This is a genomic window from Pseudokordiimonas caeni (assembly GCF_026719705.1).
GTDB classification, from domain to species: domain Bacteria; phylum Pseudomonadota; class Alphaproteobacteria; order Sphingomonadales; family Kordiimonadaceae; genus Gimibacter; species Gimibacter caeni.
In genome coordinates this window covers 101,260-118,221 of sequence record NZ_JAPPRR010000004.1, presented here as the reverse complement: position 1 = coordinate 118,221, position 16,962 = coordinate 101,260, and the positions used below count along the sequence as shown (strand labels likewise).

16 protein-coding genes are annotated in these 16,962 nt (G+C 62.0%); 8 read left to right on the top strand and 8 right to left on the bottom strand.

The genetic code is table 11. The annotated features are described in order from the left end of the window. Positions 1–7: 7 nt before the first annotated feature. The 3 genes from OU694_RS15410 (at position 8) to OU694_RS15400 (ending at position 3,853) form a co-directional block, all read left to right on the top strand. The gene (locus tag OU694_RS15410; protein WP_308911907.1) at positions 8–1,657 is read left to right on the top strand and encodes a M28 family metallopeptidase; all 1,650 of its coding nucleotides are present in this window, start codon (positions 8–10) and stop codon (positions 1,655–1,657) included. Between the two features lie 15 nt (positions 1,658–1,672). Next, a complete protein-coding gene (locus tag OU694_RS15405; protein WP_308911906.1) occupies positions 1,673–3,316 on the top strand; it encodes a M28 family metallopeptidase in 1,644 nt (547 codons plus the stop codon). Between the two features lie 81 nt (positions 3,317–3,397). Continuing rightward, positions 3,398–3,853: a hypothetical protein gene (locus tag OU694_RS15400; protein ID WP_308911905.1), complete on the top strand. Its 456-nt coding sequence runs from the start codon at positions 3,398–3,400 to the stop codon at positions 3,851–3,853. A 38-nt stretch (positions 3,854–3,891) separates the two neighbouring features. Here OU694_RS15400 and OU694_RS15395 read toward each other — a convergent pair whose 3' ends face one another. From OU694_RS15395 to OU694_RS15370, 6 genes are all read right to left on the bottom strand, one after another. Further along, the gene (locus OU694_RS15395; RefSeq protein WP_308911904.1) at positions 3,892–4,425 is read right to left on the bottom strand and encodes a HutD/Ves family protein; all 534 of its coding nucleotides are present in this window, start codon (positions 4,423–4,425) and stop codon (positions 3,892–3,894) included. Beyond that, entirely contained in the window at positions 4,422–4,868 is a 447-nt protein-coding gene (rnhA, locus tag OU694_RS15390) for a ribonuclease HI (protein ID WP_308911903.1), read from the bottom strand. Before rnhA ends, OU694_RS15395 begins: the two co-directional genes overlap by 4 nt. Continuing rightward, on the bottom strand, positions 4,858–5,823 hold the full coding sequence (gene thrB, locus OU694_RS15385) for a homoserine kinase (RefSeq protein WP_308911902.1): 966 nt from the start codon (positions 5,821–5,823) through the stop codon (positions 4,858–4,860). Before thrB ends, rnhA begins: the two co-directional genes overlap by 11 nt. Then, on the bottom strand, positions 5,823–6,773 hold the full coding sequence (ispH, locus tag OU694_RS15380) for a 4-hydroxy-3-methylbut-2-enyl diphosphate reductase (protein ID WP_308911901.1): 951 nt from the start codon (positions 6,771–6,773) through the stop codon (positions 5,823–5,825). Before ispH ends, thrB begins: the two co-directional genes overlap by 1 nt. Before the next feature lie 64 nt (positions 6,774–6,837). Then, the gene (locus tag OU694_RS15375; protein WP_308911900.1) at positions 6,838–7,707 is read right to left on the bottom strand and encodes an alpha/beta fold hydrolase; all 870 of its coding nucleotides are present in this window, start codon (positions 7,705–7,707) and stop codon (positions 6,838–6,840) included. A 62-nt stretch (positions 7,708–7,769) separates the two neighbouring features. After that, positions 7,770–10,109 (bottom strand): TonB-dependent receptor, encoded by a 2,340-nt coding sequence (locus tag OU694_RS15370; RefSeq protein WP_308911899.1) that lies wholly within the window; start codon positions 10,107–10,109, stop codon positions 7,770–7,772. A gap of 186 nt (positions 10,110–10,295) precedes the next feature. On the opposite strand from OU694_RS15370, the gene OU694_RS15365 reads away from it, so the two are divergent. Continuing rightward, positions 10,296–10,985: a TetR/AcrR family transcriptional regulator gene (locus OU694_RS15365; protein WP_308911898.1), complete on the top strand. Its 690-nt coding sequence runs from the start codon at positions 10,296–10,298 to the stop codon at positions 10,983–10,985. 9 nt (positions 10,986–10,994) lie between these two features. Here the strand turns inward: OU694_RS15365 and OU694_RS15360 are convergent, their stop codons facing one another. Beyond that, the gene (locus OU694_RS15360) at positions 10,995–11,621 is read right to left on the bottom strand and encodes a LysE/ArgO family amino acid transporter (protein WP_308911897.1); all 627 of its coding nucleotides are present in this window, start codon (positions 11,619–11,621) and stop codon (positions 10,995–10,997) included. Positions 11,622–11,691: 70 nt separating this feature from the next. On the opposite strand from OU694_RS15360, the gene OU694_RS15355 reads away from it, so the two are divergent. After that, positions 11,692–12,591 carry a LysR family transcriptional regulator ArgP gene (locus tag OU694_RS15355; RefSeq protein ID WP_308911896.1) on the top strand — a complete coding sequence of 300 codons (900 nt, stop codon included), beginning with the start codon at positions 11,692–11,694 and terminating at the stop codon, positions 12,589–12,591. A gap of 20 nt (positions 12,592–12,611) precedes the next feature. Here OU694_RS15355 and arfB read toward each other — a convergent pair whose 3' ends face one another. After that, on the bottom strand, positions 12,612–13,034 hold the full coding sequence (gene arfB / locus OU694_RS15350) for an alternative ribosome rescue aminoacyl-tRNA hydrolase ArfB (protein WP_308911895.1): 423 nt from the start codon (positions 13,032–13,034) through the stop codon (positions 12,612–12,614). Between the two features lie 135 nt (positions 13,035–13,169). On the opposite strand from arfB, the gene OU694_RS15345 reads away from it, so the two are divergent. The 3 genes from OU694_RS15345 (at position 13,170) to OU694_RS15335 (ending at position 16,948) form a co-directional block, all read left to right on the top strand. Beyond that, positions 13,170–13,694 carry a hypothetical protein gene (locus OU694_RS15345; RefSeq protein ID WP_308911894.1) on the top strand — a complete coding sequence of 175 codons (525 nt, stop codon included), beginning with the start codon at positions 13,170–13,172 and terminating at the stop codon, positions 13,692–13,694. 253 nt (positions 13,695–13,947) lie between these two features. Next, positions 13,948–16,188, top strand: a complete 2,241-nt coding sequence (locus OU694_RS15340) for a TonB-dependent receptor (protein ID WP_308911893.1) — start codon at positions 13,948–13,950, stop codon at positions 16,186–16,188. 76 nt (positions 16,189–16,264) lie between these two features. Continuing rightward, the gene (locus OU694_RS15335) at positions 16,265–16,948 is read left to right on the top strand and encodes a Fe2+-dependent dioxygenase (protein ID WP_308911892.1); all 684 of its coding nucleotides are present in this window, start codon (positions 16,265–16,267) and stop codon (positions 16,946–16,948) included. Positions 16,949–16,962: the final 14 nt, after the last annotated feature.

Sequence of the window (16,962 nt, the reverse complement as noted above, 5' to 3'; positions counted from 1 at the left end):
CCGCAAAATGAAAACAAGAATGGCAATGATGGCGCTGATGGGCGGGGCGATGCTCCTGTCAGCCTGCGCCACCACGGGGGATGCGAAGAAGGCGAGCCACGAGCCCCTTTTCAGCCAGGATCGTATCAAGGCCGACATGGCCTTCCTGTCGGACGACCTGATGGAAGGCCGCCGCACCGGCACGCGCGGTTATGCGCTTGCGGCCAATTATGTGAAAACCCAGTTCGAGCTGATCGGCCTGAAACCCGCAGCCGCTGATGGTACCTATTTCCAGCAGGTGCCGTTCCGCAGTGCCACGATCGATGACGAAGCTTCCTCGCTGACGCTGACGTTGGACGGCAAGGCCGAGACGCTGGCCTTCGGCACCGATTATCTGATGGCGGGCGAGGTGAAGCTGCCGTCGATGACAGCTGCGGGCGATGTTGTTTTCGTCGGTTATGGCGTCTATTCGCCCGAAGCCGGCTGGGATGACCTCGAAGGGCTGGACCTGAATGGCAAGATCGCTGTTGTGGTCTCGGGCGCGCCCAAGGGCCTGAATAGCGAGATCCGTGCGCATCTCGGCTCCGGCAGGTCCAAATGGAAGAATCTGCAGGCGCGCGGCGCCACCGGCGTGATCTTCATCCGCACCCCGCAGGAGGAAGAGCGCCGCACGTTCGACAAGCTGAAAAGCGCCTTCATGGAAAAGTCGTTCGACTGGATCGGCAGCGCCGAGGACGCGAAGACGGCGGTGGTGTCCGCTCTTGTCTCGTCGGACGTTGCCAACCGCATGTTCGCGGGCAGCGGCATCGATATCGCCGCCGTGCTGAAAGCGGCGGACGAAGGCGTGGATGACATGCCGACCGGTCCCTTGAAGGCGCATGTCGATCTTGTCCGCATGAGCAAGCTTCTGGACCCTGTCTCAAGCCCCAATGTGCTGGCGCTCATTGAAGGCAGCGACCCGAAGCTGAAGAACGAGGTCGTGGTGCTCTCGGCCCATCTCGATCATGAAGGCATGAAGGAAAGCGCCGAGGGCGAGGACCATATCTATAACGGTGCCCTTGATAACAGCGCCGGCATCGCCACGATGCTGGAGGTCGCCCGCGCCTATATGTCAAACGGCATCCGGCCGCGCCGCTCGATCCTGTTTGCGGCTGTAGTGGCCGAGGAAGAAGGGCTGCTGGGTTCGGAATATCTGGCGCATTTCCCGCCGCCGGTCGGTGAGCTTGTGGCCAACGTGAACCTCGATATGCCGGTGCTTCTCTATGATTTCGCCGACCTGATCGCCTTCGGGGCCGATCGCTCCACGCTTGGGCCGATCACGGCCGATGCGCTTGCAAAGACGGGTGTGACGCTCAGCCCCGACCCGCTGCCGGAAGAGGGCATCTTCACCCGGAGCGACCATTATCGGTTCGTGCAGCAGGGCGTGCCAGCCGTGATGCTGGCCACCGGCTTCGGCCTCACGGCGGACGGTGTGAAGGGGGCGGACGTGTTTGTCGACTTCCTGAAAAACACCTACCACACGCCTAAGGACCAGATGGACCTGCCGATCCGTTTCGATACGGCGGCCAAATTCGCCCGCATCAACTGGCTGATCCTCAACGAGATCGCCAACCGCAAAGAAAAGCCCGAATGGAACGAAGGCGACTTCTTTGGCGACACATTTGCGGACAAGAAATAGGGCCTGGGACAAGAGATGAAGAAACACACCCTGATCGCGGCCTTGTCCGGCTGCATGCTTACACTTTCTGCCTGCTCCGCCAAGGTGCAGGAGCCGGCCGCAACGGCGTTCGAAGCCGGGCGCATCAAGGCCGACATGGCCTTTCTGGCTGATGATTTGCTCGAGGGCCGCAAGGTGGCGTCCGAAGGGCACGAGCTTGCAGCGCGCTATGTGGCGGCGGCGTATGCCCGCGCCGGGCTGAAGCCGGTGGGCGATGGTGGCAGCTATTTCCAGCAGGTGCCGTTCGTGAAGGCGTCGCTGGTGCGCGAAAACACGTCTGTCACCCTTACCGCTAACGGCACGGCCGAGACGCTGACCTTCGCGGATGACTATCAGATGCGCGGCAGTTCAGCCTTCCCGAAGGTGGATGTGGCGGGGGACCTGGTGTTTGCGGGTTTCGGCGTGCATGCCCCGTCGCTTGGCCATGATGACCTTGAAGGGCTGGATGTGAAGGGCAAGATCGTCGTCCTGATCGCCGATGCGCCCAAGGGCTTCCACAGTGAGGTGCGTGCCTATCAGCGCTCCAACGCCGTGAAGGGCAAGGAACTCGCGAAGCGCGGCGCGGTGGCGATGGTGACGATCCGCACACCCGCCGAGAACGCCCGCTTCGGCTATGATCGCTATCTGGAATTCGTGAACGACCCGAGCTTCGATTGGGTCCGCCCTGAAGGCAGCGGTGAGGCGCAAGGCCTGCCGAGCCTGCTTCTCTCCCCCGCCATGCAGAAGCGCCTGTTCGCGGCTGCTGGCGTAGACCTCGACCCGATCCTCGCCGCCGTGGACGCGGGCACGGACAAGGTGGCCCCGGTTGACCTCGGCCTGCATCTCGCCATCAAGGCGGAAAGCAAGGCGTCGGACCCGGTGACGAGCCCCAATGTGCTCGGCCTCCTTGAAGGGTCAGACCCCGAGCTCGCCCATGAGGTCGTCGTCATGTCGGCGCATCTGGACCATAAGGGCGTGAAGGAAGACGAGGGCGAAGGCCGCAAGGTCTATAACGGCGCGCTGGATAACGCGGCCGGTATCTCGACGCTTCTCGAGGTCGCTCGTGTGTGGAAGGAAAGCGGCTTGAGGCCGCGCCGTTCGGTGCTGTTTGCAGCGGTCACGGCCGAGGAAGAAGGCCTGCAGGGCTCCGATTATCTCGCGCATTTCCCGCCCGCCGGTTACCAGATGGTGGCGAATGTGAACCTTGATATGCCGATACTGCTGTTCGATTTCGCCGATGTGAATGCGCTGGGTGGTGAACGGTCGGACCTCGGCCCGATTGTCGAGGCCGCGGTTGCCAAGGCGGGCCTCGCGCTCAGCCCCGATCCGCTGCCGAACGAGGGTCGCTTCACCCGCAGCGACCAGTTCCGCTTCGTGCAGCGTGGCGTGCCGGCAGTGGCCCTGAAGGTGGGGATATCCCCCGCCGTGGACGGCGCCGACAGCGCAGCGCTCACCGACACCTTCATGAAGAATATCTATCACAAGCCGTCGGACACGATGGACCAGCCGATCCACTTTGACGCCGCCGCCAAATTCGCCCGCGTCAACTGGCTGATCGCCAACGAAATCGCCAACCGCGACGCTGCCCCGCAGTGGAACGCCGGGGACTATTTTGGCGGTGTGTTTGAGAAGCAGGACTAGGCTTTGCATACAACAACTCATAGGGCCGTGAGAGGTTCTGCCCTGTAGATTTATGTAGGCAACGCGTTGCAGGTAGCCGTGATGAAACTTCTATCAAATGCGTTGTTATGTTTCTTGCTGGCAGCATGCAGCGCTGCCAGCAAGAATGAATTTCAATCAGGGATGAATGAGCCGACTCCTCAAGCTATGAAGTATGGCTCTCGTTGGAGCCTCTTGCTGACCTCAAGAGATGGATCGCTGACACGAAGCATGATTGTGGAATTCAGCGCGGCACCTGCAGAAAGCTGTTCCTCCGGAGAGTTTAGGAAACTGAAAATTCTCTCCGAATATCCTGCGAGGGACGCTGTGTTCTTGGGAGAGGCGGCATATGAAGTTGTTGGCGCTGCCATTCTTATCGATTTGTCCGCAAATATTTGTGACGCGGGATATGAACTCCGTGGGCGAATTTCCGAAACGGGAGTTGAAGGCATCCATCAGCCGGTCTCGATGTTCGGCGGTGATGTAGTAGGCCGCTTTTATGGAATGCCGCTAGAGTAACAATACGCCCTTTTGTTGGGCGCCTCTTGGGAGCCGGGTCACCTAGGCTTGAGTGTTGCCCACAACGCCCGCTCACCTTCCGTGAAGGTATATGCATCCTCATCCTGAACGACGATCAGGTCACCCGCTGCGGCTCTGCCGGCGCTGGCATCAAGCATGTAAAGGAAGGCGAGGTCGCCGCCTTTCACCGTGAAGCGGTGGGGCGAGGTGATCAGGGTTACGCTTGCTTGCCAGTCGCGGCGGTCCACCATCACGTTGAAATCGAGGCTCGGGCCTTTCACGCCGACCGCACTCACGGCTGCGTCGCCTGAAAAGGCGAGTGGGGAGAGGGGCGCAAGGGCGTGGCGGGTGCCATCGATCAGCAGGTCGAAGCCTTCGCCGGAGATGAGCGTCAAGGTGCGGTCGATCCCGGGCAGCGGCGAGAAGGGGCCGTCTTCCGATACGGTCGCGACCGACAGGCGCCAGGAAAGGGTGCCATCAGGGCGATTCTCGCGGGCAAGCTCGGTCGTGGTGCCGCGCCCGTTCGCCCAGGGCATCGCGCGATAGTCGGCGGCACCCAGATGGCGGATCATGGTTTGTAGGGCTCCATGCCCATGCGGGCGAGTTCGTCCGCGCGTTCGTTGCCGTCGTGGCCGGCGTGGCCTTTTACCCATTTCCACTCGATCGTGTGGGGGGCTTCAGCATCGAGGAGCGCCTGCCAGAGGTCGGCATTCTTCACGGGCTTCTTGTCGGCGGTTTTCCAGCCGCGCGACTGCCAGCCGTGGATCCATTTGGTGATGCCGTCCTTCACATAGGTGCTGTCGGTGTGCAGGATCACCTTGCAGGGGCGGGTGAGGGCATTCAGCGCCTCGATGGCGGCGGTCAGTTCCATCCGGTTGTTGGTGGTTTCGAACGCACCGCCCGATAGTTCCTTCTCGTGCCCGTTCCATTCCAGCACCGCGCCCCAGCCGCCGGGGCCGGGGTTGCCGGAACAGGCGCCGTCGGTATAGATCACCACCGTGCGTTCAGACGACATACTGGGCGGCGTCCGATACGGTGCGGTGGAACTTCAGGCGCAGCAGATAGTCGCGCGGGTCCTTGGGGCGGACCACGGCGCCGGGCACCGGGTTTAGCCAGTCATAGGCGCGGGTCAGCATGAAGCGCAGTGCCGAGCCACGGGCGAGGATCGGCAGGGCCTTTGTCTCGGCGGCGGTCAGCGGGCGGAGGATATCGTAATTTTCCATCAGCCGCTTGGCGCGCACGGGCGCGAAGGCGTGGGCATCGTCAAAGCACCAGCTATTGAGGCACACGGCGATATCGTAGGCGAGGAAATCGGTGCAGCTGAAATAGAAGTCGATCAGCCCCGTGACCTTGCCACCCAGCATCAGCACGTTATCGGGGAACAGGTCGGCATGGATGGTGCCAGCTGGCAGGCTGCCCTCGGCCGGCCAGTGGGCATCCAGATAGGCCAGTTCCTCGCGGATGAGGGCTGCGAGCCCCGGTTCGATCTCGTCGGCACGGTCACCGATCTTGTCCGCCAGCGTGTGCCAACCGGCGAGCGACAGGTCATTCGGGCGGGTCTGATCGAAATCCGCCGTTGCCTTGTGCATGCCGGCGAGCGCAGCACCAAGGGCGGCGCACTGCTCCGGCCCCGTATCATTGACGCTGACGCCGGTCAGGAAGCTGATGAGGCACGCCGGGCGGCCCTTCAGGGTTTTCAGTGCATTGCCGGCCTTGTCATGCACCGGCAGGGGCGCGGGCAGGCCGGCCTTGGCGATATGTTCCATCAGGGCGAGGAAATAGGGCAGATCCGCCGGGTTGGCGCGCTTTTCATAGAGCGTCAGGATGAAGCGGGCCTTGGTGGTCTCCAGAAGATAATTGGAGTTTTCCACGCCTTCGGCGATGCCCTTGAAGCTCGTCGGCTCACCCACGTCATACTGGCTCAGGAATTCGGCAAGGGTCTGGTCGTCGACCTGCGTATAGACCGCCATCAGGCAACATCCTTCAGGATCGGCGGCACCTTGAAGACGACACTTTCCTCGGCAGTCGTCACCAGTTCCACCTTCGCGTCATAGCGCGTGCGGATGGCATCAATCAGTTCGGTAACCAGCACTTCAGGGGCGCTCGCGCCCGCCGTGATGCCAAGGGTGGTGACGCCCTCAAGCCAGTCCCAGTCAAGATCGGCCGCGCGCTGGATCAGGCGGGCCGGGCAGCCTGCCTTTTCGCTCACTTCCACCAGCCGGCGGCTGTTGGAACTGTTTGGCGCACCGATCACGATCAGCCGGTCGGTCTCCTTCGCCAGTTCCTTCACGGCAACCTGCCGGTTGGTGGTGGCGTAGCAGATATCTTCCTTCTTCGGCGTGGTGATCTCGGGATATTTGGCCTGCAGGGCGGCGACGATATCCGCCGTATCATCCACCGAAAGCGTGGTTTGCGTCACGAAGGCGAGATTGGCAGGGTCCGCGACCTCAAGCTTTTCAACGTCTTCAACCGTTTCAATCAGCGTCATCGAGCCTTCTGCGACCTGGCCCATGGTGCCGATCACCTCCGGGTGGCCGGCGTGGCCAATCATCAGGATATGGCGGCCGAGCCCGTCGTGGCGTTCCACCTCGCGGTGAACCTTCGAGACAAGCGGGCAGGTGGCATCCACATAGATCATCTCGCGCTTTTCGGCCTCGGCGGGCACCGATTTCGGCACGCCGTGGGCGGAGAAGACGACCGGCAGACCTTCGGGCACTTCGTGAAGCTCGTCCACGAACACGGCACCCTGGGCCTCGAGGCCTTCGACCACATAGCGGTTATGCACGATTTCGTGGCGCACATAGACGGGCGCGCCGAACTTCTGGATCGCCAGTTCGACGATCTTGATCGCGCGGTCCACGCCAGCGCAGAAGCCGCGCGGCGAGGCGAGAAGGATACGGATGGACGGATGTCCGCTCATGGGATCAGGGCTCCGGAACATGCTGTTGCCCCTTGCTATCCCTTGGGCGATTGGCGGTCAAGCGCTACGCGGGCGGCAGGGCGGCGAAGAAGTCCTTCATCGCAGTTTTGACAGCGGGTTCCGAAAGGGTGGGGGCGTGGCCGACGCGGGGTACTTCCACGGTCTGCACGCCGGGTGCGGTGGCACCCATGCGGGCCAACGTCTCAGCCGACAGGATATCCGATATCGCGCCGCGCAGCGCCAATACGGGGCGGTCCGCCGCGAGATTGCGGAAGCGTCGCCACAGGTGCCATTCGATCACCGGCATCAGCCAGCGCGGGGCGGGGCGGAAAATGGCGCGGTCATAATCCAGCACCGGTTGACCTTCCGGCCCTTCGGCGAAGGTCCAGCGGGCGAGGCGCTGCCAGTCGGCTTCCGTGAAATCCGGGAAGGCGACGCCATTGATACGCTCGCAGTGTGCGGCGGCACTTTGCCAGTCGGTCACCGGGGCTGCCGTGCCGGCGTAGGATGCGATGCGGGCGATACCGCTTTTGTCGACACTCGGCCCGATATCATTCAGGACAGCTGCCGCTACCCGGTGCGGGGCGATATGGGCCAGTTCCAGCGTGACAAGCCCGCCAAGCGAGGTGCCGACGAGGATGGCACGCGAAAGGCCCAGCGTATCCATGAGCGTGACGATATCGCGGGCATAGGTATCCGGCCGGTAACGGCGCGGCTTCGGGTCGCGGTCCGATTGCCCCCGGCCACGCAGGGAAACGGCGAGGACGCGGTGACCAAGGCTCGCCGCCCACGGTGCGAAATCGCTGAAGTCGCGGGCGTTGCGGGTGAGGCCCGGCACGCAAATGATCGGCAGGCCTTTCTCGCGGCCTTCGGGCCTATAGTCGGCAGCATGGAGATTGAGCCCGTCCTGCGAGCGCCAGAAGAAGTCTTTCATCGTGTCATCCATCCTTGGTGGCGCCGCCGGTTCCTGGGGGACCCGGCGGCACCATGCCCCGGTCAGTAGCGATACTCGATCGAGGCAAAGATGGTGCGCGGCGCACCGTAGAAGCCGATAATCGAATCCCCGAAGGCAAGGCCCGGGAAATTATAGGCACCGGTACGGTAGCGTTCGTTCGTCAGGTTGCGGCCATGGATGCCGACCCGCCACTTCTCGTTTGCCGCCGTCCACACAATGCTGGCGTCCAGAAGCTCGTAAGCCGGCTGGTCGATGGCCGGCACCGGCGTTTCGAACATGTTGATCGAACTGCGGAACGACAATGCCCCGCGCAGTGCGAGCGTGCCGCGTGTATCCATGTCGATCATGTAATTGAGCGCCACGTTGCCGTTCCATTCAGGCGTGTTCTGGAACTGGCGCTGGTCTGCCACGTCCACCTGCACATAGCCGCCGCCGCTTGGGGCATAGGCCAGATATTCATCAAACTCGGCATCCACATAGCCAAGTGCGAAATCGACGCTGAAGGCGTTCGAGAACCAGGCCGTTGCTTCAAGCTCCGCGCCGTTGATGGTGGAAGAACCGACGTTGTCGACAAAGCTGACCACGCCCGTGCCGGCCTGGTTCACCTGCTGGCTTGTCACCTGCTGGCCGTCATACAGGGTGTGGAAGATGGCGCCCGCAAAGGAGAGCCGGCCATCGAGCACATTGCCCTTGAGGCCGATTTCGAAGGAATCGACCGTTTCGGGCTCATAGCCTTCCTGGGTTGCCGGGGTTGCGGTGGCATCGCCCCGCATGTCGAAGCCGCCCGATTTGAAACCGCGGCTATAGGCGGCATAGACATTCATATCATCGGCAAGCGCATAGGACAGGCTGACGCGCGGGGTGAATTCCTCGAAGGTCAGCTCGCGGGTGTAATCAGTCAGCGTCTGGATCAGGATGCTGCTATTGACGCCCGAGATGGGCGAGCCAAGGCCCAGATAATTGGCCTTGAAGACAGTGCCTTCTTTCTTGTCGCGCGTCCAGCGGCCACCGAGAGACAGGTTCCAGCGCTCGCCGATGTCAAAGTCGAAATCGCCAAAGAGGGCGATGGACTTGGTATCAACCTCACCGCTGGTGCCTTGAGTCAGGTGCGGTGTCGGCACGCCGGGGATCGCAGCCGCTCCGATGCCGAGGATGGTGTCATACTGGCCGGTCGCCAGTGCATCGAGATAATAGGCGCCAAGAATGCCGCTCCAGCTGTCGCGCTGGATCACCAGTTGCAGCTCTTCCGAAAACTGGTGGTCGTCATAAACCGTGCCGCCCGCACTGATATCGAGGATCGGGGCAGGGGTGCCGTCGAAATCAATGCCGGTGCCGTGGGTCACACCGTCGCGGTAAGCGGTGATCGATTTGAAGGTCAGGCTGTCGCTCAGCGTCCACTCGACAAGGCCCGAGAGACCCTGCGTGATCACTTCGCCTTCATCACCGAGGCCGGCCCAGGTGTCATACTTGTTGGCCTGTACCGGGAAGGCGCCGGCGGGTACCGGCTCAGCCGAAGGGCTGTAGCCCGGCAGGACTGCCGGCAGCACCGCCCAGTCGGCAGGAACAGCCGCTTCGCGGTGGCCGTGGTTGGTATTCGAATCGTCGTCTGTCCTGTCCGCGCTCAGGCGGAAGAACAGGTTTTCGCTGGGCGTTGCCTCAAGGGTGAGACGAGCGGCGAAAGACTTCTTGTTGTTGGTTTCCGCGCCCGTGAAATGGTTGGTCCCGTAGCCATCGCGGTTATACCAGCCGACAGCCGCACCGAGCGCCACCTTGTTGCCAAGGGGAACCGAGCCCGAGGCCACCAGATCGCGTTGCTCGTAATTGCCGAGATTGGTGCGGACCTTGAAGCTCGGCTCCTGCCCGAGCCGCCGGGTGATGTATTTAACGGCACCGCCGATGGTGTTGCGCCCGTAAAGCGTGCCCTGGGGGCCGCGCAGGACCTCGATCCGTTCAATATCGAAAATATCAAGGATCGCGCCTTGCGGGCGGGCGATATAAACATCGTCCACATAAAGGCCGACACCGGGCTCGAAGCCCCACAGGGGATCCTGCTGCCCCACACCGCGAATGAAGGCGGTAAGCGTGGAGTTGGTGCCGCGCGAAACCTGCAGTGTCAGGTTCGGCGTGTTGCGCTGCAGGGCGGTGATATCCAGCGCCCCGCGCATGTCCAGCTTGTCGGCGTCGAAAGTGCTGACGGCAATCGGCACTTCGACAATCGATTCGTCGCGGCGCCGGGCCGTAACGACGATGGTATCGATGGTGAGCGCCTCGTCGTCGCCCGTTGTATCCTGTGCAATGGCCGGCATGCCGGTAGCAAGTGCCGCTGCCGAAGCGCCGGCGAGCAGAAGCCGCGCCGGCAGAGTCCGTTGAACCCTGATCATATGAAACCCTCCCGTTTTCAGCCCGGACGTAGCGTCCTGAGGCGGGCGCCCTCCACGCGCCGAGCATCAGGCTTGCGCCAAACCGGGTTGGTGTCAATTTATTTATTGATCGATCAATAAATTTAAGTTGGGACTTGTCATGATCGGGCGGGCAGGCCAAAGTGGCGCCAACAAGAGGGGACAGGGATGGCGGCAGTATCAACCGCGAAGAAACAACCGGTACGGCGCCGGCAGGCGGACCGGCGCGAGGAATCGCGGGAGCGTATTCTGGACGCTGCCGAGGAACTGCTGGCACGGCGCGGCTATGACGGCGTTACGATGCGCGAGATCGCCTCCGCGTCGGGGACCGATACGTCGCTCCTGCATTATTATTTCAACACGAAGACCGGGCTGTTCGATGCCGTGATCGCCCGCCGCGCCGGCCTTGTGAACGAAACCCGGCAGACATCGCTCGATGCCTACGCGGCGGCGCATGCGGGCAAGATGACGGCCGAGGGCGTGGTGCGGGCCTATCTGGAGCCGACCTTCCGTTTCATGATGTCGGGCGAGCCCGGCTATCTGAACTATGGCGCGCTGATCGCCAAGCTGAACAGCACCACGATGGGCGGCGATGTGGATACGACCCACACGCCATTCGATCCGGTGGTGCGGCGGCTTGTGGAGCTATTGGCTGAAGTGCGCCCGGATGTGAAGGAAGCCGATATCTACTGGTTCTATCACCTGATGTCGGGGGCGATTTCCCTGTCGCTGGCGCAAACGGGGCGGATCGATGTGCTGTCGGGCGGTCAGTGCCGGTCCGGCGATTTCGCAGCGATCCTCGACCGCATGACCCGCGTGTTCGGGGAAGGCTTCAAGGCGCTCGGCAAGCCGGCCTGAGGAGGGGCTTCAGGCCAGATCGAAGGCGTGGACAAGAAGTCCGACCGCCATTGCCACCATCATGGTGCCGACAAGGGCATCAAGCACTTTCCATGCGGCGGGTCGGGCGAAGAGGGGCGACAGAAAACGCGCGCCGAAACCAAGTGCCGTGAACCAGATGATACTGGCAGTCAGGGCCCCGGCTACAAATACGGGCCGCAACTGTTCGGCGATGGTCGAGCTAACGGCCCCCATCAGCAGCACCGTATCGAGATAGACATGGGGGTTGAGGAAGGTGAAACCGGCGGCCCCGGCGAGGGCTGCGGCAAGTGTTTTACCTGCGCCGCCTGCCACCTGCATGGAGCTTGACGTTGCCGCCCGGCGGAAGGCCACGGCCCCGTACCAGCCAAGGAAACAAGCGCCGCCGAGCGACAGGAAAAGCGACAGGCCGGGGACAAGCTCAAGCGCTGCTCCCATGCCGGCCACACCGGCACTGATCAGGAGGCCGTCGGACACCACACAGAACAGGACGATCGGCCCCACATGCTCGCGCTGCAATCCTTGTCGCAGCACGAACATATTCTGGGCCCCGATGGCCATGATGAGGGCGGCGGTGATGGCAAAGCCATTGGCGAATGTTGAAAGGATCTCGGTCATGGCGCCGTTGTAGCGCTGGCCCGAATATTAGTGTATCTCAATTATATAATGTGAATTAAGGAATGCTAATGTGCTTGATTATGCGTCCCTCTCCGCCCTTGCGGCCATTGTGCGTGAAGGCAGCTTCGAGCGGGCGGCGGCTGCCCTTGGCGTAACGCCGTCCGCCATCTCGCAGCGCCTGAAGCTCCTCGAAGAGCGCCTTGGCACCGTACTGGTGGTGCGGGAACAGCCTTGCCGCGCCACGGCAGTGGGTGCGCGGCTCTGCGCCCATGTCGAGCAGGTCCGCCTGATGGAAAGCGAGATGGTGGGGGAACTGCCGTCGATCCTTGGGCAGCAGGCGGAGGAACGCCCCACCATCCGGATTGCGGTCAATTCCGATAGCCTGAACACATGGTTCCCGGCGGCGCTTACGAGCTTTTCCGAAAAGACCGGTGCGCTGTTCGATCTGGTGCTGGAGGATGAGGGACATACTGCAGAGCGGTTGCGCTCCGGCGAGGTGCTGGCGGCGGTGACCGCCGATCCGACACCGGTACAGGGCTGCCGCACCGTTGCGCTTGGCGCGCTGCGCTATCTGGCGGTAGCGAGCCCCGCTTATGTCGCGAAGCATTTTCCGAGCGTGGTTGATGAGGCAAGCTTAAAGGGCGCCCCGGTGCTGCGGTACGACCGGATGGACCATCTGCAGGCACGCTGGGCGAGGGACCATTGCGGGGTTGATCTGGCCTCGCCGCGGCACTGGGTGCCGTCCACACAGGCCTTCATCGATCTCACACTCGCCGGCCTCGCCTGGGGTATGAACCCCGAGATGCTGGCGGCGCCTTATGTGAAGTCTGGCCGGCTGGTGGAACTGCTGCCGGGCAAGGTGACGGAAGTGCGGCTTTACTGGCAGGCGTCCCGCGTCGGCGCCCGGCTCCTTGAGGCCCTGACCGGCGATGTGCAGCGGGCGGCGCGCAAGGTGTTGCGACAGGTATAGGCAGGTATAAGGCGAGGGGGTTAATCTTCCCGCGCCGGGCCGCGCCGCATCGCCTTGATGCCGGACCGGTGTCCCTTGGCCTCGAGCCGCTTCTTCTTCTGCGCTTTCGAGGCTTTGGTCGGGACCCGGTATTTCTGTTTGATCGACGCCGCCTTGATCATCTCGATCAAACGGTTTGTCGCGTCCTCGCGGTTGGCCTCCTGCGTGCGGAAGCGGTTGGCGGTGATGACAATCTCGCCTGCCGTTGTCAGTTTCGAGCCCGCCAGCTTTTCAAGCCGCGCCCGCACATAGGGCGGCAGCGACGGCGAATGGCGCGCATCGAACCTGAGCTGGGCGGCCGTTGAAACCTTGTTCACATTCTGCCCGCCGGGCCCCCCGGCGCGGATGAAAGTGAAGCTGATTTCGGCTTCATCAAGCCCTATGGTATCGGTGATCTGGATCATGGGGGCGGAGCCTATCCGCTCACCCGGAGCGATGCAACGATTGGTGCCTTGCGCCTGCCTAAATGCCACCCTATGATCGCGGCGCTTCGGGATGCTTTGCTTCCCGCGGCGATGAGATTGATCGAAAGGGAATACATGATCGCGCGTGCTCTTGTCCTTGCCGGGCTTTGCCTGATGGTTGCAGCCTGCAACAGAAACCCGCTCGAGGTGAAGATTTCACGCTGCTCCGCCATTGCCGTGGTTGGTGACGCCGGCACGGTAACGCGCTTCGCCGGCAGCGGCCGCACCGATCAGGATGTTTCCTACACCGCCACCATCATGAATGTGGTGACGGACTGCGACGAGCCTGACGACAAGGAAAGCGGATCCGTGGTCGCCACCACCCGCTTCGTGGTCGGCGCCACTGCCGGCCCTGCGCTCACGAGCCGCACGGTGGATATTTCCTATTTCGTGGCAGTCCTCAAGGACAACAGCCGCATCATCACCAAGCAGACCTACCCGGTGACCCTGAATTTTGATGCCGACGGCAAGGCCTCGAGCGCCCAGACGATCCGTCATGTGGTGCCCTCGATCGAGCAGGCCCGCCGCTACGATTATGAAGTGATCGTCGGCTTCCAGCTGAGCCCCGACGAGGCGGTTTACAATATGGAACGCAGCTGAGCGTTTCTGCCCTGACGCAATCCTGAAAAAGGCCCGTCCCACCATCTGGAGCGGGCCTTTTTCTTTGTCTTTGTCACAATTGTATCAAGAAGACACTTTTGCGATTGAAACTGCGAATGGATCGCATATAAGAAGGCGTTCGTCGGTTCATGAGAGTGAGTTTCAGTTTCGATTGCACCGACATCCCCATAACAAAATCGCAGGGATCGAAATGTCCGGTAACAAGCAGCCTCTTTCACTGAGGAAAGTTGCAGTGCGCCATGCCGCGCGCGGCACGGTTGGCCTTCTCTCGGCCGCTCTCGTCAGCTCTCACGCCTTCGCCGATACAGCGGACGCGAAGAAAAACCCGAAGAATGACGATATTGAGGAAGTTCTGGTCGAAGGCCGTCAGGCCGGCTCCAACCCCTATGCCGACCCGATGGCGCCCTACAAGATCGACCGTTCGGCTTCCTCGAAGCTGACGCAATCGATCCTCGATGCGGCCAAATCGATCACGGTTCTGCCGAAAGAGCTGATCGACGACACCGGCACCAACACCTTCCGTGATCTGATGCGCATCCAGCCGGGCGTCACGCTTGGCACCGGAGAGGGCGGCAACGCCTTCGGTGACCGCGTCTTCATCCGTGGCTTCGATGCCCGCAACGATGTTTATATCGATGGCGTGCGCGATCCGGGTGTTACCTCGCGCGAGACCTTCGCCGTTGAGCAGATCGAAATCTTCAAGGGTCCGAGCTCGGCCTTCGGCGGACGCGGTACCACCGGCGGCGCCATCTCGATGATCTCCAAAGCCCCGCAAGCCCAGGATTTCGGCGATGTGGAAGTGACTGTCGGCACCGACGATACCAAGCGCGTGACGGCCGATGTGAACCGCCAGCTCAGTGACAAGCTCGCTGTGCGCGTGAACGGCATGTATCACGACAGCGAAACCGCCGGTCGTGACGAGGTCTTTAACGAGCGCTGGGGCGTGGCCGCAGCCGCCGCTTACCAGATGAACGAATCCGTTGAGCTCGGCCTTGATTATTATCACCTTGAAACCGACGGCCTGCCAGATTGGGGCGTGCCCTATGACGTGGCGAACAACGAGCCCTTCAAGGTGGACCGCAACAATTTCTATGGCCTTGTGAACCGCGACTTCCACAAGAACAATATCGATATCGTGACCGGCCAGATCCGCGCTGAGCTGAGCGACGGCAAGGTGCTGCGTAGCGTCCTGCGTTATGGCCACACCTGGAACGGCTATGTTGTTTCGGCGCCCGAGCGCCCGGTGACCACCGATCCAGACCCGGCCAACTGGACCGTATCGGCAAGCCCGAAGAACCGGAACCAGACGAACAAATATCTCGTCAACCAGACGGACCTGACCTGGAAATCCGATTTCGGCGGCGTCGAGCACACCTTTGTGGGCGGCTTTGAATTCTCGAAAGAGAAAATCCACAACAACCCCTACGGCTTCCTCGATTCCGAAGACCCGTCCACGGGCGGTTCGCCGACCCCGGCCAGCACCTCGGTTTCGCAGAATCTGTGGAACCCCGATCCGCACCTGCCGTGGGATCTTTTCGCCGTTCCGGGCACGTCCTACACCGAATCCGAAATCTCCACGAAGGCCTTCTTCCTGATCGACACGATCGAGCTGAATGACCAGTGGCAGGTATTCGGCGGGCTGCGTTTCGATGATTTCGGCATCGATTACACCAGCATTGGCGGGCGCGGCGGCGACATGCAGCTTCGCAGCGACGACAACTTCTTCAACTGGCATGCCGGCGTGACCTACAAGCCCGCCGAAAACGGCAACGTCTATGTCGCCATCGGTTCGTCCTCGAACCCGCCGGGCGAGCAGGTGGACGGCGGCGGTGCGGCCTATGGCGGCATTTCCGGCAGCAGCCAGAGCATCGATGCCGAACGCAACATGAACTACGAAATCGGCACCAAATGGGCCGTGTTCGACGAGCATTTCCTGGTGAGCGCTGCGCTCTTCCGTATCGAGAAAACGGCTGGCCGTTCGGTCACCGGTTCGGGCTCGTCGGAAGTCACCACGCTCAACGGCGAACAGCGCGTTGACGGCTTCGAGATCGGCCTCTCGGGCAATGTGACCGAAAAGCTCAGCCTGTTTGGCGGCGTCACCCTTCTCGATACCGAAATCCTTGCGTCGGACAACGAAGTGGAAATCGGCTCCAAACTGCCGAACGTGGCGGAAACGAGCGCGACGCTCCTTGCCAAATATCAGGCAACCGAGCGCTTCAGCTTCGGTGGTACGGCGGTGTATGCGAGCAAGATTTACGGCGGCACCACTTATGTCGGCACCACCTATCTGCCCTCGCACTGGCGCTTCGATGCCTTCGCGCATTTCGAGCTGAAGGAAGGCGTGGAAATCTCGCTGAATGTGCAGAACCTGACCGACAAGGTCTATTACGACAGCCTGTATCGCAGCAGCGCGCCCTTCACCTATATCGCGCCGGGCCGCTCGGCCACTGTGACGCTCGACATCGACTTCTGATCCGGGCAGTCTGGCAAATGAACCATCTTGTCCGCCGGGTTCTGCCCGGCGGATTGCTATCCAGACGAGGCCGCCGATGCTGATCTGCATTCCCGATGTCCTGACCCCTGACGAGGTGAAAGCCTGCCGCGCCCTTCTCGAAGCCGGCGACTGGGTGGACGGCAACGCCACCTCGGGCGCGCAGGCTGCACGCGCCAAAAAGAACGAGCAACTAAGCGAAGGCAGCGAAGCCGCCGTGCGGGTGGGCGAGGTGATCCTTGAGGCCCTATCTCAGAGCCCGCTGTTCCTGTCGGCCGCCCTGCCGGACAAGATTTTCCCGCCGCTTTTCAACCGCTATTCGGGCGGTCAGAATTTCGGCACGCATGTGGATAATGCCATCCGCCGCATCCCCGGCACGCCCATCAAGATGCGCACCGACCTTTCCGCTACGATCTTCTTCGCGGGCGCGGACGAATATGAAGGCGGCGAACTGGTGATCGAAACGCAGTACGGCGCACAGGAAGTGAAGCTCGATGCGGGATCGATGGTCCTTTACCCCTCCACCAGCCTCCATCATGTGAAACCGGTGACGAAAGGCACGCGCCTTTGCAGCTTCTTCTGGCTGCAAAGCATGGTGCGCGACGGCGCCGAGCGGGAACTGCTGTTCGATCTCGACCAGTCCGTGCAGGACCTCGCCGCAGAGAAGGGCCTCGATGACCCGACAACCGTGCGGCTCACCGGCATTTACCACAATCTCGTCCGCCGTTGGGCGGGGGTCTAGATCATTTTTTGCAC

Bases quoted from the DNA above. Each gene is read 5' to 3' on its own strand.
- arfB (WP_308911895.1), bottom strand. From the start codon at position 13,034: ATGATCCAGATCACCGATACCATAGGGCTTGATGAAGCCGAAATCAGC.
- OU694_RS15370 (WP_308911899.1), bottom strand. From the start codon at position 10,109: ATGATCAGGGTTCAACGGACTCTGCCGGCGCGGCTTCTGCTCGCCGGC.
- OU694_RS15395 (WP_308911904.1), bottom strand. From the start codon at position 4,425: ATGATCCGCCATCTGGGTGCCGCCGACTATCGCGCGATGCCCTGGGCG.
- ispH (WP_308911901.1), bottom strand. From the start codon at position 6,773: ATGAGCGGACATCCGTCCATCCGTATCCTTCTCGCCTCGCCGCGCGGC.
- OU694_RS15345 (WP_308911894.1), top strand. From the start codon at position 13,170: ATGATCGCGCGTGCTCTTGTCCTTGCCGGGCTTTGCCTGATGGTTGCA.
- thrB (WP_308911902.1), bottom strand. From the start codon at position 5,823: ATGGCGGTCTATACGCAGGTCGACGACCAGACCCTTGCCGAATTCCTG.
- OU694_RS15405 (WP_308911906.1), top strand. From the start codon at position 1,673: ATGAAGAAACACACCCTGATCGCGGCCTTGTCCGGCTGCATGCTTACA.
- OU694_RS15400 (WP_308911905.1), top strand. From the start codon at position 3,398: ATGAAACTTCTATCAAATGCGTTGTTATGTTTCTTGCTGGCAGCATGC.
- OU694_RS15410 (WP_308911907.1), top strand. From the start codon at position 8: ATGAAAACAAGAATGGCAATGATGGCGCTGATGGGCGGGGCGATGCTC.
- OU694_RS15365 (WP_308911898.1), top strand. From the start codon at position 10,296: ATGGCGGCAGTATCAACCGCGAAGAAACAACCGGTACGGCGCCGGCAG.
- OU694_RS15335 (WP_308911892.1), top strand. From the start codon at position 16,265: ATGCTGATCTGCATTCCCGATGTCCTGACCCCTGACGAGGTGAAAGCC.
- OU694_RS15375 (WP_308911900.1), bottom strand. From the start codon at position 7,707: ATGAAAGACTTCTTCTGGCGCTCGCAGGACGGGCTCAATCTCCATGCT.
- rnhA (WP_308911903.1), bottom strand. From the start codon at position 4,868: ATGTCGTCTGAACGCACGGTGGTGATCTATACCGACGGCGCCTGTTCC.
- OU694_RS15360 (WP_308911897.1), bottom strand. From the start codon at position 11,621: ATGACCGAGATCCTTTCAACATTCGCCAATGGCTTTGCCATCACCGCC.